General features: G+C 34.6%; 21 protein-coding genes, 1 tRNA gene and 1 pseudogene. 12 read left to right on the top strand and 11 right to left on the bottom strand.

Going from position 1 to position 16,445, the window contains the following annotated elements:
• The first annotated feature begins 3 nt into the window (after positions 1 to 3).
• From CY0110_RS00520 to CY0110_RS00510, 3 genes are all read left to right on the top strand, one after another.
• The gene (locus CY0110_RS00520) at positions 4 to 783 is read left to right on the top strand and encodes a hypothetical protein (protein WP_008272563.1); all 780 of its coding nucleotides are present in this window, start codon (positions 4 to 6) and stop codon (positions 781 to 783) included.
• Between the two features lie 111 nt (positions 784 to 894).
• Positions 895 to 2,619: an ABC transporter ATP-binding protein gene (locus CY0110_RS00515; RefSeq protein ID WP_008272561.1), complete on the top strand. Its 1,725-nt coding sequence runs from the start codon at positions 895 to 897 to the stop codon at positions 2,617 to 2,619.
• Positions 2,606 to 3,457, top strand: coding sequence for an energy-coupling factor transporter transmembrane component T family protein (locus CY0110_RS00510; protein ID WP_008272560.1), 852 nt, complete (start codon positions 2,606 to 2,608; stop codon positions 3,455 to 3,457). Before CY0110_RS00515 ends, CY0110_RS00510 begins: the two co-directional genes overlap by 14 nt.
• A 26-nt stretch (positions 3,458 to 3,483) precedes the next feature.
• On the opposite strand, the gene CY0110_RS00505 is transcribed toward CY0110_RS00510, so the two are convergent.
• The 7 genes and pseudogenes from CY0110_RS00505 to CY0110_RS29130 form a co-directional block, all read right to left on the bottom strand.
• Positions 3,484 to 4,053: a Uma2 family endonuclease gene (locus CY0110_RS00505; RefSeq protein WP_008272559.1), complete on the bottom strand. Its 570-nt coding sequence runs from the start codon at positions 4,051 to 4,053 to the stop codon at positions 3,484 to 3,486.
• A gap of 214 nt (positions 4,054 to 4,267) precedes the next feature.
• Entirely contained in the window at positions 4,268 to 4,630 is a 363-nt protein-coding gene (locus CY0110_RS00500; protein ID WP_008272558.1) for a hypothetical protein, read from the bottom strand.
• Positions 4,631 to 4,826: 196 nt separating this feature from the next.
• A pseudogene (locus tag CY0110_RS30655) lies at positions 4,827 to 5,087 on the bottom strand (transposase); the annotation flags it as partial.
• 19 nt (positions 5,088 to 5,106) lie between these two features.
• Positions 5,107 to 5,319 carry a type II toxin-antitoxin system HicA family toxin gene (locus CY0110_RS00495; RefSeq protein WP_008272557.1) on the bottom strand — a complete coding sequence of 71 codons (213 nt, stop codon included), beginning with the start codon at positions 5,317 to 5,319 and terminating at the stop codon, positions 5,107 to 5,109.
• Positions 5,316 to 5,585 carry a type II toxin-antitoxin system HicB family antitoxin gene (locus CY0110_RS00490; RefSeq protein WP_008272555.1) on the bottom strand — a complete coding sequence of 90 codons (270 nt, stop codon included), beginning with the start codon at positions 5,583 to 5,585 and terminating at the stop codon, positions 5,316 to 5,318. Before CY0110_RS00490 ends, CY0110_RS00495 begins: the two co-directional genes overlap by 4 nt.
• A 215-nt stretch (positions 5,586 to 5,800) precedes the next feature.
• A complete protein-coding gene (locus tag CY0110_RS00485) occupies positions 5,801 to 7,429 on the bottom strand; it encodes a GUN4 domain-containing protein (protein ID WP_157464510.1) in 1,629 nt (542 codons plus the stop codon).
• Positions 7,383 to 7,871 (bottom strand): hypothetical protein, encoded by a 489-nt coding sequence (locus CY0110_RS29130; RefSeq protein WP_008272553.1) that lies wholly within the window; start codon positions 7,869 to 7,871, stop codon positions 7,383 to 7,385. Before CY0110_RS29130 ends, CY0110_RS00485 begins: the two co-directional genes overlap by 47 nt.
• A gap of 94 nt (positions 7,872 to 7,965) precedes the next feature.
• Between CY0110_RS29130 and CY0110_RS00480 the strand changes: the two genes are divergently transcribed.
• From CY0110_RS00480 to CY0110_RS00465, 4 genes are all read left to right on the top strand, one after another.
• A complete protein-coding gene (locus CY0110_RS00480; RefSeq protein ID WP_008272552.1) occupies positions 7,966 to 8,388 on the top strand; it encodes a hypothetical protein in 423 nt (140 codons plus the stop codon).
• A 241-nt stretch (positions 8,389 to 8,629) separates the two neighbouring features.
• The gene (locus CY0110_RS00475; RefSeq protein ID WP_008272551.1) at positions 8,630 to 8,923 is read left to right on the top strand and encodes a YkvA family protein; all 294 of its coding nucleotides are present in this window, start codon (positions 8,630 to 8,632) and stop codon (positions 8,921 to 8,923) included.
• 336 nt (positions 8,924 to 9,259) lie between these two features.
• Positions 9,260 to 9,919 (top strand): hypothetical protein, encoded by a 660-nt coding sequence (locus tag CY0110_RS00470; protein ID WP_008272550.1) that lies wholly within the window; start codon positions 9,260 to 9,262, stop codon positions 9,917 to 9,919.
• Between the two features lie 207 nt (positions 9,920 to 10,126).
• Entirely contained in the window at positions 10,127 to 11,065 is a 939-nt protein-coding gene (locus tag CY0110_RS00465; RefSeq protein ID WP_008272549.1) for a DUF1350 family protein, read from the top strand.
• A 37-nt stretch (positions 11,066 to 11,102) separates the two neighbouring features.
• On the opposite strand, the gene CY0110_RS00460 is transcribed toward CY0110_RS00465, so the two are convergent.
• Positions 11,103 to 11,483 carry a Fur family transcriptional regulator gene (locus CY0110_RS00460; RefSeq protein ID WP_008272548.1) on the bottom strand — a complete coding sequence of 127 codons (381 nt, stop codon included), beginning with the start codon at positions 11,481 to 11,483 and terminating at the stop codon, positions 11,103 to 11,105.
• A gap of 32 nt (positions 11,484 to 11,515) precedes the next feature.
• Here CY0110_RS00460 and purS point away from each other — a divergent pair, with 32 nt between their 5' ends.
• Complete coding sequence (gene purS, locus CY0110_RS00455; RefSeq protein ID WP_008272546.1) at positions 11,516 to 11,794, top strand: phosphoribosylformylglycinamidine synthase subunit PurS; 279 nt, start codon at positions 11,516 to 11,518, stop codon at positions 11,792 to 11,794.
• A complete protein-coding gene (purQ, locus tag CY0110_RS00450; RefSeq protein WP_008272545.1) occupies positions 11,791 to 12,471 on the top strand; it encodes a phosphoribosylformylglycinamidine synthase subunit PurQ in 681 nt (226 codons plus the stop codon). The genes purS and purQ overlap by 4 nt, the downstream gene beginning before the upstream one ends.
• A 158-nt stretch (positions 12,472 to 12,629) precedes the next feature.
• On the opposite strand, the gene CY0110_RS00445 is transcribed toward purQ, so the two are convergent.
• A complete protein-coding gene (locus CY0110_RS00445; RefSeq protein ID WP_008272544.1) occupies positions 12,630 to 13,847 on the bottom strand; it encodes an ABC transporter permease in 1,218 nt (405 codons plus the stop codon).
• Between the two features lie 59 nt (positions 13,848 to 13,906).
• Positions 13,907 to 14,371 (bottom strand): Fur family transcriptional regulator, encoded by a 465-nt coding sequence (locus CY0110_RS00440; protein ID WP_008272543.1) that lies wholly within the window; start codon positions 14,369 to 14,371, stop codon positions 13,907 to 13,909.
• 182 nt (positions 14,372 to 14,553) lie between these two features.
• On the opposite strand from CY0110_RS00440, the gene CY0110_RS00435 reads away from it, so the two are divergent.
• The 3 genes from CY0110_RS00435 to CY0110_RS00425 all read left to right on the top strand — a co-directional run bounded on the left by CY0110_RS00435 (position 14,554) and on the right by CY0110_RS00425 (position 15,977).
• Positions 14,554 to 15,126, top strand: a complete 573-nt coding sequence (locus CY0110_RS00435; protein ID WP_008272542.1) for a peroxiredoxin — start codon at positions 14,554 to 14,556, stop codon at positions 15,124 to 15,126.
• 108 nt (positions 15,127 to 15,234) lie between these two features.
• Positions 15,235 to 15,307: transfer RNA gene (locus CY0110_RS00430), tRNA-His, on the top strand.
• A gap of 361 nt (positions 15,308 to 15,668) precedes the next feature.
• A complete protein-coding gene (locus tag CY0110_RS00425) occupies positions 15,669 to 15,977 on the top strand; it encodes a hypothetical protein (protein WP_008272541.1) in 309 nt (102 codons plus the stop codon).
• Between the two features lie 113 nt (positions 15,978 to 16,090).
• Here CY0110_RS00425 and CY0110_RS00420 read toward each other — a convergent pair whose 3' ends face one another.
• Positions 16,091 to 16,312: a hypothetical protein gene (locus CY0110_RS00420; RefSeq protein ID WP_008272540.1), complete on the bottom strand. Its 222-nt coding sequence runs from the start codon at positions 16,310 to 16,312 to the stop codon at positions 16,091 to 16,093.
• Positions 16,313 to 16,445: the final 133 nt, after the last annotated feature.

Raw genomic sequence — 16,445 nt, 5'->3', positions numbered from 1 at the left:
ATTATGATGATTGAACCTTCTGGTGAACAAAGAGAGATTAAGTCTTTAGGAAGTGCTTCTATTGATGGAACTCCTTTAGATTATATTGTAGTCATGTCTGCGGTGGTGACAGTGCTGGCGTTTATCCCTTTTTCTATTACCATTGGATCGGGTGGTATTTTTCCCCTCAGCCAAGGTATTTTCCCCCTTCTCGGCTGGATTTTAGGACCTGTGGGGGGTGCATTAGCTAGTGGCATCGGAACCCTGATGGGGGTGTTTTTAGCCCCTCATACCGCAGGTATTCCACCGGTGTCTATTTTTGGGGCGATGGTAGCCAGTTTTGCTGCTGGTTGTATGGTGATTGGTAAAAAACGAAAATATTGGTGGTTTGGCATGACTATTTTCTTTGTTATTGCCTATTTTCTTTACATCTCCCGTGCCATGAATAATGGGGTTTCTCTTTCGGTAATTATTAAAGGCTCTTTTATTGATTGGTCTGGGTTATTATTGTTTATTTTACCCACTCGAATTTTGTTTGCAAGATGGATTAATAGTGACAATTTACGGTTAGTTTGGTTGGGTTTATTTTTTGGTAGTTGGACAGTTGCAGGGGTGTATCATATTGCTCAAATTGTTATTACTTACGCCATGTTTAACTGGCCTGAAGAAATTTGGATTTTTTTAATTCCGATTATGCCATTAGAAAATTTAGTTCGTTCTTTAGTAGGCGCATTTATTGGAGTTCGGGTTATTTCTGGACTTCGGGCAATTGGTATTATGAAACCTGAAGCAGCTATTTATTAAACAAGGCAAAAGGCAAAAGGCAAAAGTTTCTGGTTGAAAATAAAGTCTTTTTGTTTTGCTGAAAGCTGATGATTGATGACTGATAACTGAACACTAATAACTACAAAAATCATGGATATTATTGCTGCTTTAGATAAAGTTTCTTATTTTTATCCGAATTCAAAACAACCTATTTTAAAGAATATTTCTTTAGAGATTTATGAAGGAGAATTTTTAGGAATTATTGGAGCAACGGGTGCAGGAAAAACAACACTTTGTTTAACGTTGAATGGTATTGTACCGCAGTTTTATGGAGGTCGTTTTTTTGGTTATGTTACTATTGCTGGTTTGGATACTTTAAAGCATCCAGTTAGTCATTTAGCTGGTTATGTTGGGGCTGTTTTTGAAGATCCAGAAACACAATTAATTTCAACTTCAGTAGAAAATGAGATCGCTTTTGCTTTAGAAAATTTATGTGTTGATCGAGATGAAATTATAGATCGTATTCCTCGTGTTTTAGAAGCAGTAAGATTAGAAGGAACGGAAAATAAACATCCTCAAGAATTGTCAGGAGGACAAAAACAACGGTTAGCGATCGCTGCTGCTTTAGCTTTACAACCCCGTTTATTAATATTAGATGAACCCACTTCCCAACTTGATCCTATTGGGACAATGGAAGTATTTTCAACGGTGAAAGAATTAAATGAAGAATTAGGGGTAACAATTGTGATGGTATCCCATGCAGCAGAAGAAATGGCCGAGTTTAGCGATCGCTTAATTGTACTCTCTGAAGGGGAAGTTATCGCCACAGGAAAACCCCATGAAATTTACTCAGAAATTGATTTATTAGAACGTCATAATCTTCGTCCTCCTCAAGTGGCAAAAACATTTTATGAGATTAAACAAAGAGGGTTAAATATTCCTAATATACCTGTTACCTTAGAAGAAGGAATGAAGGGGTTGAAACAATTACAAAATATAGCAAATATTTCTCCTAAATTTGAATTGAAAACTATTTCTTATCAAGAAGATCAAACCTCTGTATTATCAACAGAAAATTTAACCCATATTTATGAAAATGGAACTAAAGCGTTACATGGCATATCTTTAAATATTCATGAGGGAGAATATTGTTTAATTATTGGTCAAAATGGCGCAGGAAAAAGTACCTTAGTTAAACATTTTTTGAACTTACTACAACCCACTCAAGGAAGCGTTAGAATAAGAGAAAAAAATACTAAAATTTTAACAGTTAGTGACTTAGCCAAATCTATCGGTTATGTGGCACAAAACCCTGATAATCAAATTTTTAGTATGACAGTAGCAGAAGAGGTTGCTTTTGCTTTGAATAATGTGGGATATGAGAAAGAAAAAATAGAAAAAAGAGTCACCCAAAGTCTAGAAGAAATGGGGTTATTAGAATATAAGAAAGATCATCCTTTATCCTTACCGAAAGGGGATCGCGCTAGAATAATTATTGCTGCTATTTTAGCAATGGAACCTGATATTATTATCTTCGATGAACCGACTACAGGACAAGATTATAAAGGATCTCGTGCTATTTTAGATGTCAGTCGTCAACTACATCAAATGGGTAAAACTATCATTGTAATTACCCATCATTTATATTTAATGCCAGACTACACAGAACGAGTTATTATCATGGGAAAAGGTACAGTATTATTAGATGCACCTATCAGAGAAGCTTACCATAAAACTGACTTATTAGAATCCACTTATTTAACCCCTCCTCAAGCGGTTTTATTATCCCAAAAGTTAAGTCAATTAACGAATGAAAACTATCCTTTATTAACCCCTAATGAACTAGCGGAGTGTTTCTATCATGATGAAGTTTGAAACAGTTGATAAAAATTCTATTTTTACTCGTTTAGATTTTCGTACAAAATTGTTAATGATGGCAGTAATTACTGTTATTGCTTTTGTCTGGGAAAGTCCAGTTACTGGTGGAATATTAACCTTATTTGTTGGTATTTCTTGTGTTTTTGCAGGGGTAAAATTAGAATATTTAAGCACTGTTTTTAAGGTAATGATTCCTTTTTACATTTTAATTGTTATTGTTATGGGATTTTTTAACGTTTCTCAGGTGCAAACATTACTAAATACAGAAACATTAACCCCTATTTTTTCCGTTCCTGAAAATTGGTTTTGGATAGGAGGTTTAACCATGAACCAGGAAGGAATTGTCTACGGATTAAACATTGTTTTTAAGACATTAACAATGGTGTTAATTATTCCGTTGGGAATTTTTACTACAGATATTAATGATATGGTTGTCGGGATGGTGAAAGCGAATATTCCTTATAAAGTTGTGTTTATTTTCTCATCAACTTTACGATTTTTTCCCCTATTATTAGAAGAAATACAAGGCATTTTAGAAGCGCAAAGATTACGGGGTTTAGCGTTAGAAAAAATGAGTATTTTTAAGAAAGTCAGTGTTTATGCAACCATTGCTGTTCCCTTAATTTTAAACGCGATGGCCAAATCTCAAAAATTAGAAGTTGTCTTACAATCAAAAGCATTTTCGGGTAGTTCCAAAAGAACCTATTTACATGAATCAATTTTATCTCAAACGGATTATATTTGTATGATAGGTTTTGTTTTGTTTTTTATAATAGCAACTATTTTATATTTTCAGTGGGGTGTGGGTAAGTTTCCTTGGTTAATTTATTCATGAAGAGTTAGTCATCAGTCATCAGTTTTCTAAATAACCCCTTCATAAATGCTGTTTAAAGATAGTTCCAAGTTTAGAGAATTAAGAGTTAAATTATCTGTTTTCTCATTTAAAATATACAAAGACCATTGTTTACTTTTTCCCCGACGATAAATCATGATAGAAACAGTTTCAGGGTCAACTAAGATATATTCTTGTAAATTATTAATAGACCGATAAAAGCCAAATTTTCGGCCTTGGTCATAATCTCTAGTAGACTCGGATAATACTTCAAAAATAACGACTGGGTTAGTAACAGTTGTCTGACTGTCTGTGTAATAAATAGGGTTAGATGCTATCACCATAACATCAGGATAGGTAAACACATTAAAGTCTGATATCCATAAACGAACGTTTTCCGTATAAACTCGTCCTCCTTGCTGACGTAAAATAGGTTTTAATAATAAACATAAATTAGTAACTATTTCATTATGGTTGGTTGTTCCTCCTGCCATTGCTATAATATTCCCGTTAATAAATTCGTGACGAATATCTGCTTGTTTTTCTAGTTCTAGATATTCTTCGATACTATAATGTCGTTTTTCTATTTGTGTAATCATTCCTAGTTTATCATTGAAAAATAATAGTTAGCCTAATGCACCCTACACCTATTGTATATTTTCGATGGGGTGTAGGAAAGTTTCTTTTGTTATTATATTTATGAAGAGTCAGTAATCACATCAGTTTAGGATAAAAAATAATAGAACGAGAGACATATCCCTCATTCTACTAATCTCGAAATGTATTAAATTGTTATATGGGTAAAGTTTTCTGTTAAAAATTGCGGAAACTTTGCAGTCTGAGATCAACTAAATCAAGATAACCTTTATCATACAAAGTATCAGGGGAAACTCTACCTACAGCAATAGCAGCAGTTACTAGGGTTTCTGCGTCAACCTTTCCAGACATAACAGAACGAACAAGTCCTCCGTGACTAGGAATACCTTGATTTTTCAAAAATCCTTGATAGGCTAATTGAACAAGACTGGTTGCACCTAAACTATTAGTCGTTGTGTAATAATTACGATTAGAATCGAGATTAAGGTTAACCGCAACATCTTCAGAAGATAATGCAGGAGAAGCTAAATTAAACAACATAGCAGTAGAAAAACCACTAGCAATTATATATTTAATCATGGAGACTGGTTCCTAGAACTTGCAAAAATGTGAAGATACTATACATAATAAAGGAGTTAACTTAACATTTCTTCATGCAATGGGGTGAACAATAAGAACCGATAGGATGAATCAAGAAGAGATTTTAAATATTGTTTTTGTTTTATTCTTTATTACAGCAACTAAGTAGGGTTTGCTGAAAAAGTTTCTCCGAAAATTATCGGCTTTTGGCCGCATAATTTTCCTGACATTTTATAAGTTTACTTTTTATAAAATGGCTATAAATATAATTTTGGCTCATCTTATTGCTGTTGAATAGTTCATTAGTTTTACTATTAAGAAATAACTACAAATAAAGCGATAAAAACTGCCGTAGCAGTCTGCAAAGATTGACAACTAGAAAAGTAATGGCAATGGATGTAATGGAGGTTTCAGGAAGTTTTGTCATTACGAGATTCAGACTAAATCTTCGTTTAGCTGTTTTTATTCAGCAAACCCTATTTATGTTTAAACTCTTCCCAATCTAAATCGAGTTGTCGAATAATTTGACGTAAAGTTCCTAGTTTTAAATCTTTATTTCCCCAGTCAGGAATAGCCACGATCCTATTACTTTTTGGATTATACCATTTACGATGAGAACCTCCACTGCGTCTGGGAATTTCTTGACATCCTAATTTTTTTAATTTTTTAGCTATTTCTCTATATTTCACTTTGATTTTACAGTAGAATTAACTGGGATTAATGTTTCTGTCCATAAGGTACTATTAGGAATTAAAGGTTGTAATTCACAGGGTAAAGGTTGGTTTAAATCTTGATAGGTTTCTATTAATGCTGCTAATGCGTCAGATACATTAGGGATAACTTCTTCTAAGTTATCTGCTTCTGTAATTAAGTTAGGAATTAAAGGACAAGTTATGGTGTAACCCCCTTCAGGTTGGGGTTCCAAAATTAAAGGTAATTTATAAATATTTTCCATGTTTATTGTCAAAATATGATCAGCCTATCCATAACAGTATAGGGCATAATATTATTATTCTCCTACATCAACCAACCGTAGGAGTTTAACACCGTTAAACCCAACACTGTTAAACCTAAAAAAACGCAAATTCATGACTTGACATAAGTTTCTGATGGCCACATATCGCAGTTAATAATTCTTTGGGAAAGAGAAGAGGTTACTATTCCTACACCTCACCATCTAAAGCCATACCGACGTTCTCCACCAAGATATCCTATATAGCAAGGAAGATGTCCTAGAGGCTTTGTCGTATGGCGTGATTCAAAAGACAAATCTGAGTAATCTAGATATATTTCTTTTTGTATCCAACCGACATCATAGCAAAATTCTTTCCAAACTTTTTCATTATACTCTGTTGTCCCCCCCAGTTCGTCAATATAGATTTTTTTCTGAACAGAAAACCCAAAGCGTCCATTACTATATTTAACCCAAACTTGATCGATAATGCGTAAATCTTCACAAGGAAAATTCTCTATATCATCAATATCTAACCATCCTTCTTTAACTCGGTTCGCAACTTGAAGCATAACCTTAGCTGTCTCTTCGTCTGCGTCTTTCCAGCGTCCAGAAGACAAGTAATTAAGCAACGTTTGGTAGCGAGAGGGAATAATCTCACTGACAACCCGTAAACAGTCTCCTGTGTCTTGAGAGTTCTCAGTTATCCCTTTTGGAACTAACTGGGATGTTTCTCCAGCAGTGGGTAAACGATAATCATAAACTCCTTCTGATGACTGCAAAGTTTGTTGTGTCGCCAACCAACCACAAAACCACCGTGCATCCTCCCATTTTATTCCAGTAACAAGATAATTAGTCATATTATCGGCAATATTAATTACCTCAGCAGTTGAGTGAAACTGTCCCGATGTTTGCGCGTCTAAAAATAGTTTATATTCTTCCCAAGTTATGGGGTTAGAAATAGCCGTTTTATCATCAATAACCGTTAAATTATTAAAGCGTTGTTCTAAGGTTACAGCAACAGAAATATTTTTATAGTCTTCCCGTCTTTCTAGCAACACTTTATTAAGTTTTTGTCTAACTGTAGCTTTTAAACGTGCCGAAAATTTACACTTATTTGCTAGAGACAAAGTATAACCGTTCGGATTATTTAAAATACTGGTAATAATTGGGGTTGCATCCGCTAAAGTCATGTAAAAATAAATTACTTCTTCCCATTTTTGATTTTCTAATCTTTCTATTATTTTTTCTTGTCCTTTCTGTCCCAAGTCTTTGAGATGCAACGCTGCAAAATACTCCTGAAAAGTTAAGTGACTAAATTCATAAGTATCTAATTCTCTTTCCTGTAATAATCCCGTAATTTCCAACATTTCTGTGAAAAATTTGTGACCTGTTAACGATTGATTCTCTGAACAACAATCTTTTAAGGTTGATTCAATCCACTGAATTCCTTGTTTTGGTGTAAACGTTGTTTCTTCTACTTCCATTAAACAAAAAGCTAACACTTGTAAAATAATCTTATTATTCTTAGCGGTTAAAGTTAATAAAGTGTTTTTGTGATAGGGACGAGTTGATAGTAATAAATCAGTAATCTTACGATATAATTCTTCTCGTTCTGTCGGTAGCGTTTTTTCAGAACGATGGGTTACAGCAATCATCGTAATTAATAAAGGATTACGAGCTAAATCATTAAAAGCAAGATTTGCAAACAATTGTTTGCACAAATCTGCAGCATTTTCTTGGGCTTCTTGATCACTTCTAATTCTTGCTACTCCTTCAGTTAATTGTTCGTTTTCTGGATCATTCAAACTTCTTTGATAGCGTGGTTTCCAGAGAATTTCCCACATAATAGGTACGATAACATTTATTAATAAACTCCTCTTTTTGATCATTAGTAAATTTTCTAATGCGTAACTTTAAATCATCCTTTAAAGCTAACCCTGGTAAGTCTTGAAATCCCTCAATTTCTAACCCATAACAATAGGTTTTTAGGGATTCTAGATACAATTCTTTGAAATTTGAAAATTGAGAGGTTAAACTGCTTAAACGTTTGTCTATGGCTTTTCCTGCTGCCTCTCCTAAGCTTTTTGAACGGGGTTTAAGCACACCGATCACCCCTTCCCAAAAATTAGTTAATAAACTAGCACCGGTTGCTATTACTCCTGCAATTAATGCTTTAGGAATACTATCCGTAAACAAAAAATAAAGCGATGATCCCCCACTTCCTGCGACTACAAGTTTAATGGCAGCATCTGTTATTTGTTCAGATAATTTAGGTTCTTCTGTCATAAGCTATTGAAATAAAAAGTTGTCTGAATCAGGAAAATTTCGTTAAAATATACGCTAGTTTAGTATCATCTTACTTGATAAGGAGTAATTAAAAATGGAACGGCCTAAAGGTGTAATTATTCTCGCTATTCTTAGCTTACTAGGTGGAATACTCGGAATTATTTCTAGTTTACTTTTTTTCGTATTTGGTAGTTTAGGAACCGTAGGAGGATTTTTAGCCGGACAAGCAGACTTTACTGGAAGCAGTTTTGTAATGGTAATTACTGCCATCATCGGTTTAGTTAATAGTGTCTTCTCGTTAGGGGTTAGTTATGGTTTATTTGCCATGAAAAATTGGGCTTGGGCCATGGCGGTTGTTATTCAGTTTATTTATGCACTGACTTATATTACCAGTCTTTTAAATGGTAAAAATATCATCGGATCACTCATTAGTTTAGGAATAGCTGGGTTCATTCTTTATTATCTCTATCAACCTAACGTTAAAGAAGCTTTTCAGATATCTCCTAGCGTTGATTAGAAAAAGTAACCTTATCAAGATTAGCCATAATTAACTGACATTTTTAGTAAAAAAAGGTGAAAAATAGTAGGAATCAATAAACTTATCAATTCCTACTAATCTCTTTCAAAAGTAAGAGGACAGTTGTTAAACTGTCACCTAAAAAAAAGAAACCCTACAAAAAGGATCGGTAATCAACCCTTGGTTATGATCATCAAGAAATGGCAAACTAATAATAGTTAAAACGTTGCGGAAATATTTTATGGATTCTATTGTTAAATCCTTTTACAACTGGTATCGATCCAAAATTCAACATCCTAAATATCGTTGGTTTATTATTTTAGGAACCGTTGCTTACTTACTACTTCCTTTTGATATTGCACCCGATTTTATTCCTATTCTCGGTTGGATCGATGATGGACTGATTTTATCTTTATTAGTGGGTGAATTATCTACTTTATTCTTAGAACATCGCCAAAAAGGTAATAAATCATCTATTACCCAAGAGGATAAACTCAACAAAGAACAAACTATCGATGTTGAACCTGTTTCTTAACTAAATAATCGATAAATAACCTAATTGTAGAGGTTTCAGAAGCTGATTAAGTTTTAGTCAGCTTTATTTTTTTATGTCTTAAGAGTGAGGCTGAACTATTTGCTCTATAGTACCTTAGTTTAAGGTGTATTTGCTCAAAGTTCGCAAAAATCCTAGAAAAATAAGATTTAAGTATCAATTTTTATTTCGTAAAGTTCTATATTATTTTTTTTCGTCAATTTAAGTTACTTTTGACTAATTTATATAACTTTAACTGATTAGATATAACCCCTTCTGAAATAATTAGATTGTTGTTGTGAATTCGATAAATTCACTAAATTTTCGGAGATTTACGGAATGGTAGCGCAATTGCTTTCTCAGTTTGAACTACTTCTAAACAAACCTCAATTACCTGATTCTTTGGTAAACAGCAATCCTAATTTAAGACCAATTAGTCGAGAGTTAATTCAAGGATATTTCCTTTCTATCAGCAATACTGCCAGTCAAGACATTACCTTAGGACTTGATTTTGTCGTCAATACACAAAGTGGTGGAACTCCTTTTTCTGTTGGGAGTCCTGGTGACTTGGAAAAAACAGTTGCGATTTTTTATGATGTTGAAGGCAAAAACGAAATTTTTGGCGTTAATGCAACCAGTATACAAATAGCTTCTGTTCCTGCAGGAAATGTTCCCCCTCCAAATGTTACGACTCGTTTAACTCTCAAAATAAAAGGATTTGAGACTGGTTTGCTTTTAGTCCAACCTAACCCTTCTCTACTACTTAACCGAGGCAGTATGGTTGAGATCAGAGGTTATCTAAATGTGTTTCTTGATCCCTCTACAACAGGTGTATCAGACTCCGTTAACTTTTTATTTACAGCAGAACACAGAGGTACATTTTACAACTTAGACGCTTTGCGTATGGGTGAATTAACTAAAGTGGAACCTGATCAAACTCATTATCCTCTTCCTATCAGTTCTTCTAATGGAAGCTTGTTAAAGGTAGAGTTTGAGTAAACCTATATGATCTATATTCTGTCTTCTACTCTAAATATTAGTATTAACTCATATTGATGTAAGTGAGTAAATTTCTAATTACTTCGTTAGTTCCCTAACCATTTTTTCAAAAACATCCCAATTTGATTAGTTTATTACCAGGTCTAAAATACTCCTGTTACTAATGCTAAACTCACGGAAAAATCTCAAGAAAATCAAGGAAAAATTATGGTTAACCCTGTGTATACATCAAATAAGACATCAGAACTTAAATTTATAAAAATCTCTAAAAGTCAAGTAGCTTTACATCCTCAACCTAAAGGGGTAATTCAATTTATTGGTGCTTTTGTCTTCGGTTCTTTTCCCCTTCAATATTATTATTCTCTTCTAGAAAATCTGTATCAAAAAGGTTATACTCTCTTCATTTATCGTTTTCCCCTAAATCCTTTACAGTTCGATCACTTATCTGTAGCCGTTTCTTTGCTAGAAGAACAGTATTCTTTAAGGGTTCAATTGCTAAATAATGCGAATAGTTATGGAATTTCTGAAGAGTTTTACGCTGACCATAAAAACTATTCTTGGGTTGGCCATAGTTTAGGCGGTAAATATGTTGTTTTGTTAGAAATTTTAAGTAACTATAATACTCCGCAGCGGAACCAAATTTTGCGTCAGTGTTTAAATCAAGGGTTTGATCAAGCGATCGCCGATATCCAGAGAGGTGATAACGCTAGAATACAAGCCAATCAAGAACTCAACGGAACAGATACCGTTTTTGACGAAGACTTTTTCATTCGCGATCAAAAATCGGTATTGTTAGCCCCCAAATTTAATAATGCCGTGGATGCGCTTAACTCATCCTTTAGTCTTGTTAATCCATTATCAGAAAGACTGGTATTTCCTAATCAAAAGGCGACACAATGCTTAATCAATAACACACGAGGATTTTTCAATTTGATGGGCTTAATTCGCTTTAAAAATGATTGTCTTGCTATTGACGATCCCGAATTTATTGTTAATAAGATTCAAGAATTGATTGCCAGTGGCATTCCAATTAATCCTGAAGTTTTACAAGATATGGAGGGATCACATTTGCAACCTACGAACATTTCAACTGAAACCCTTGCTGATTCAATAGATGAAATTTTAAGAATGCTACCTTCACCTTAACGCTTTTTTCAAGGTAATAATACCAATTCGCCACCGTCTAATCCTCCGTCTGACACAAATGACACAAGCCAAAAAATTCTAAGGTATGATAATAAACTTTGAATTGATGAGAAGTTTCTAGCTTTTCTTCTAAATCATGAACGGGACATTGATCAATAGGAAAAGACTCTCCACAATTAACACAAGTCAGATGATGTTGATCCTCGTGGACTAAACTATAAACAGCCTCACCATTGGGTAACTGTCTGACTTGTACCTCACCTTCTAGCTTTAATGCTTCCAAACTGCGATAAACTGTAGCTAGTCCTAACCCTAAATCCCGATTTTTCATTTCTATGTACAAATCTTGGGCCGAAATAGGATGAGTTAAGGATTTTAGGACATGAACAATGTTAGCCTGAGAACGAGTACGTTTCATAATTGAAAATATAGCTTAATCACTGATCGCCAATGTCTCAAGAATACCATTGTCGCATTTATGTTACCCTCAGACCATCGGTTTTAGATCCCGCCGGAGTCGCCGTACAATCAGGACTACATCAGCTAGGATACGAAGGAGTTGAAAAAGTAAGAATTGGTAAGTATATTGAGCTTACCATGACAGCTAACGATCAAGCTCATGCCGAAACTCAAGTAGACGAAATGTGCGATCGCCTTCTCGCTAACCCCGTCATCGAAAACTATTGTTATGAAATCACTGCATTAGAAAAGACTGGGGGTCAAGCATGAAATTTGGTGTTATCGTTTTTCCGGGATCGAACTGCGATCGCGATCTTGCTACCGTTACCGAAGGGTTACTCGATCAACCCACCCGTATGATCTGGCATCAAGACACTGATATCAGTGATATTGATGTTATGGTCATACCTGGAGGGTTTAGTTATGGGGACTATCTCAGATGTGGGGCGATCGCCCGTTTTTCTCCTGTTATGCGATCGGTCATCGAACACGCTAACCAAGGCAAATTAGTTTTAGGGATCTGTAATGGGTTTCAAGTGTTAACGGAAGTAGGTTTATTACCTGGAGCCTTGATACGTAACCGTGATTTACATTTTATCTGCGATCGCGTTCCTGTAAGAGTAGAAAATAATCAATTATCTTGGACGAAACAATATACTTCTAATCAAGTGATTACCTTACCCGTTGCCCACGGAGAAGGGCGTTATTACGGGGATAAAGACACCATAAAAGGATTAGAAGATAATAATCAAATTATCTTTCGCTACTGCAATTTATTAGGGGAAATAAGCGAAGAGGCTAATCCCAATGGTTCTTTGTCTAATATTGCTGGAATTAGCAATAAACAGGGCAATGTTTTAGGAATGATGCCCCATCCAGAAAGGGCTTCAGATTCTCTGACAAGGGCAATAGAAGGGCGTATTTTATTTGAAGGATTACTGGTCTAAATAATAAGAAAAATCAAAGATTAGTAGAGGCTTAATATTATTAAGCCCTTCTAACTTACCAAATTATTTACTAGAAGAATGAGATAATCTTATAGGATATTTTTATTGAATTTCTTGATAATTTCATCGAGTTTATTTTTTCTATTTTTTGTTTTAAATTAATAACTTTTTAAGGCAATAATTGGATCAAGTTTGGCTGCTTGTTGAGCAGGAAAAACGCCAAAAAATAAGCCAACGCTACCCGAAACACTAACAGCGATAAGAATAGATGGAATAGAAACACTTGCTGCGATAGAAAAGAAAAGATGAGCGATAAAAACACCACCTAAACCAACTCCAATTCCTACCAAACTACCAAAGGTTGCTAACAAAATAGCTTCTAAGACAAATTGTCCTAAAATATCTTTTGGGGTTGCTCCTAAAGCTTTTCTTAGTCCTATTTCTCCCGTTCTTTCTTTCACAGAAACTAACATAATATTCATCACTCCAATACCACCAACCAATAAAGAAATAAAGGCGATCGCTCCTAACATTTGTTTTAATCCTGCATTAGTTTCTTCTGCCATATTCAGTAAAGAATTTTGAGAAAAAATCTTAATATCGTTTTCCCGAGTTGTTCCATGACGTAGTAACATTAAATTTTTGACTTGAAACTGAACTGCATCCACACTCTCTTGATCTTTTGCGAGTAAAGCAATAGTATTTAAAACAATACCATAAGGAGAATTCCAGCCTCTTAACTGATGTTGTGCCGTGGTGATAGGAACAATAACTTTATTATCTTGATTGGAGTCAAATAAAGCTCCTTTTTTAGCTAAGGTACCAATAACCTCAAAGGTTGTATTTTTAATTCTAATTTGTTTTCCAATAGGATCTTGATTATTAAATAGTTTCTCGACAATTTCTGCTCCTAACACCACAACTCTTTGATTACGCTGAACATCAATATTATTAATAAAACGCCCTTTTTCTATCTCATAATTTCTCACAGGAAGATAATCAGGGGTGGTTCCTGTGATCGAGTTTTCGACAATTTCGTCTTGATAAGTAATTAATTGATTGATATGGATTTCTGGAGAAATATTGCTTAAATTAGGAATTAATTGATCGATAGCTTCTGCATCTTCGAGTAACAGAGGTTTGGCTTGTGAGGATAAAGTACGCCTAATCCGAGTAGAAGATAAGCTCAGAAATAAAACATTCGGACCGAGGGCTTTAAATTGTTCCGCAGTAGCTTTTCTAGCCCCTTCTCCCACTGCAACCATACCAATAACCGAAGCGTTACCGATGATAATCCCTAGCATGGTTAAACCACTACGAAGTTTATGGGACAAAAGGGCAGACGTGGCCATTTTAAGATGATCTGAAAGTTTCATAATTTGTTAGATATCAGGTGATTTATCAAAGTTTTATCGATTCTAGATCAGATCACATACTACCTGAAAACTGTCATCATCCTTACGATAAGCACGCCAATTGTTAAACATAAACAGCGATCGCAAATCCCTTCGACAATCACTTCATATCGTTCTGCTTTAATCCCCTGACGTAATCCCTTTAAATTAAGAGAGTCAAAGTTTTCCCAAGGAATATCCTCTATCACACCACAACAACGACAACGAAAGTGATGATGTGATTCAACATTAGCATCATAACGACAAATTCCTGGCTCTAACAATACCTCTCGCACTAAACCTACTTCTCGTAAAGCTTGTAAGGCGCTGTAAACCGTTGCTTGGGAAGAGGTAGGAGCATTTTTATTGAGATCGCTTAAAATTTGCTCGGCAGTCGGATGATCCGTTCTGTGGAGTAAATTAGCATAAACCGCAAAACGCTGAGGTGTTACTCGCAATTTCTTCTGCTTTAGGGTGTTTACGATGGTATTCGCTTCTTGTTTCATCGTCTTAACTTTATCTTATTGATGCGTTCTTATATTATAATTGAATGTTTTTAAGATTAGATATTATATTAAGATTATTCAAGAAATTAAGTAATTATTACTGTTGACTTTTTCTTAGATAAGAATTATTCTGAGATAAGACAGCAAAAGCTGATACAAAACTGATTGTCAAGAGGTGAAATATGGCCGCTATGGAAACTGTACCAAATGTTGTATTTAAAACCCGTGTTCGTGATGAGTCCGTTCCTGGACCTAACCCTTATCGTTGGCAAGATTTAACCAGCGAAGAAATTTTTAAAGGTAAGAAAGTAATTGTTTTCTCCTTACCTGGTGCATTTACTCCTACTTGTTCCTCTAACCACTTACCTCGCTACGAAGAGTTATATGATGAGTTCAAGGCGTTAGGAGTTGACCAAGTTATTTGTATTTCTGTCAATGACGCTTTTGTTATGTTCCAGTGGGGTAGACAACAAGAAGCGAAAAATGTCTTCTTATTACCCGATGGAAACGGCGAATTCACCCGTAAAATGGGAATGCTAGTGGATAAATCTAATCTCGGTTTTGGAATGCGTTCTTGGCGTTATTCTATGCTAGTTAACGACTGCAAAATCGAGAAAATGTTTGTAGAACCTGGCTATAATGATAACTGCCCCACTGATCCCTTTGAAGTATCAGACGCTGATACAATGTTAGCTTACCTTAAAGGAAACGAATCTTCTGGCGTTTCTGAACCCGTTAAAGCATTCGTTGGCTAAAGTTTAATCCTTACAGTCGTGAAAGGTAGGGACTAATTTATGAATTAGCCCTACTTTTTTTGTGCATACTTAGGAAAATGATGTTACAATAACAAAGGTGTATGTATGGCGAGCGTAGCCAAGTGGTTAAGGCACCGGGTTGTGGTCCCGGCACTCGTGGGTTCAAGTCCCATCGTTCGCCCTTTTTAATAGTTAGTTATATAGGTTTAATGGATAAAAATACTATAACCTCTTATTTTAGTGGACTGTTTCATCTCATTTAGTGAATTAGATTTCATGGAGTACAAGCATCGTTGTTTTCTGATGTTTCTGGTTTATTCAATAAAGCATTTCTTTGTTTGAGTAATTCAACAAAATCTATGAGTCATTTTTGTGCCTCTTTTGGTAATTCATTAATATCGTGTTCTAATTTTTCAAGATTAATCATTTTATTTTTTAAGCTTAAAGTAAGGTAAGGTGGACAATGCCTACCTTACAGTAACTAAAAACAGGATAATATATAGGTATATTACATAAATCATGACTAACTTGAGGGTAACATCATGTCAACAGTTACAGAGAATGATCTTAAAGAATTAAAAGACCTCATCATTAATAATCATAGAGCTATAGAAAAAGGTCAAGCTGATTTAAAAGAACACTTAACAGAGAAATTAACAGCTATTGATAAAAGATTAGCTATTGTAGAAACTCGTTTAGAAGACTGGAAACCTGCCATTGATAAGATTCCTGACTTAGCGAAAAAGGTTGGGGAACTCAAGAACTGGAGACAGTTTTTAATTATTACTGTTACTGCTGCTATTAGCGGTGTTATTGGTTGGTTTGTTCGAGGAGGAAATCTTAAGCCTTAACTGTTATTAATTACTGTTTCAATATGTTTAAAAAAATCTCTATACATTTGAATATTAAGACCTTTATAAGATTCCTTATTTTCTCTGAATGATATTGCAAAAGCACTCACAGCTTATTTCCAAGAATTAGTATCTCCATATTCGTCATCTCTCAGTTTCTTTTGTTGCTGAACTGATTCTTGAAATGCACCAATAGCAAAGCCAACTGCTGCACCACCAAACAGTAGAATTTTTTTACGTTCTTCTCTACCTGATATTTTAGTCACAGCTAGTCCAAACATAGCACCAATTAAAGCAGTTATAATTCCAGCAAAAATAACTTTTCTAATATTCATAACGGTTATCTTCCTACTTAGGTAAAAGAAATAATTAATAAGATAATTGTCCCCACAAATAAAATGTGATTCATCCAATCGTTAAATGTCCAATTTTTAAACATTTTAATGACTCCATTTTTAGTAGTTGTTG

The sequence above is a fragment of the Crocosphaera chwakensis CCY0110 genome (assembly GCF_000169335.1).
Taxonomy (GTDB): Bacteria; Cyanobacteriota; Cyanobacteriia; order Cyanobacteriales; family Microcystaceae; genus Crocosphaera; species Crocosphaera chwakensis.
This window is presented reverse-complemented; position numbering and strand designations above follow the sequence as displayed.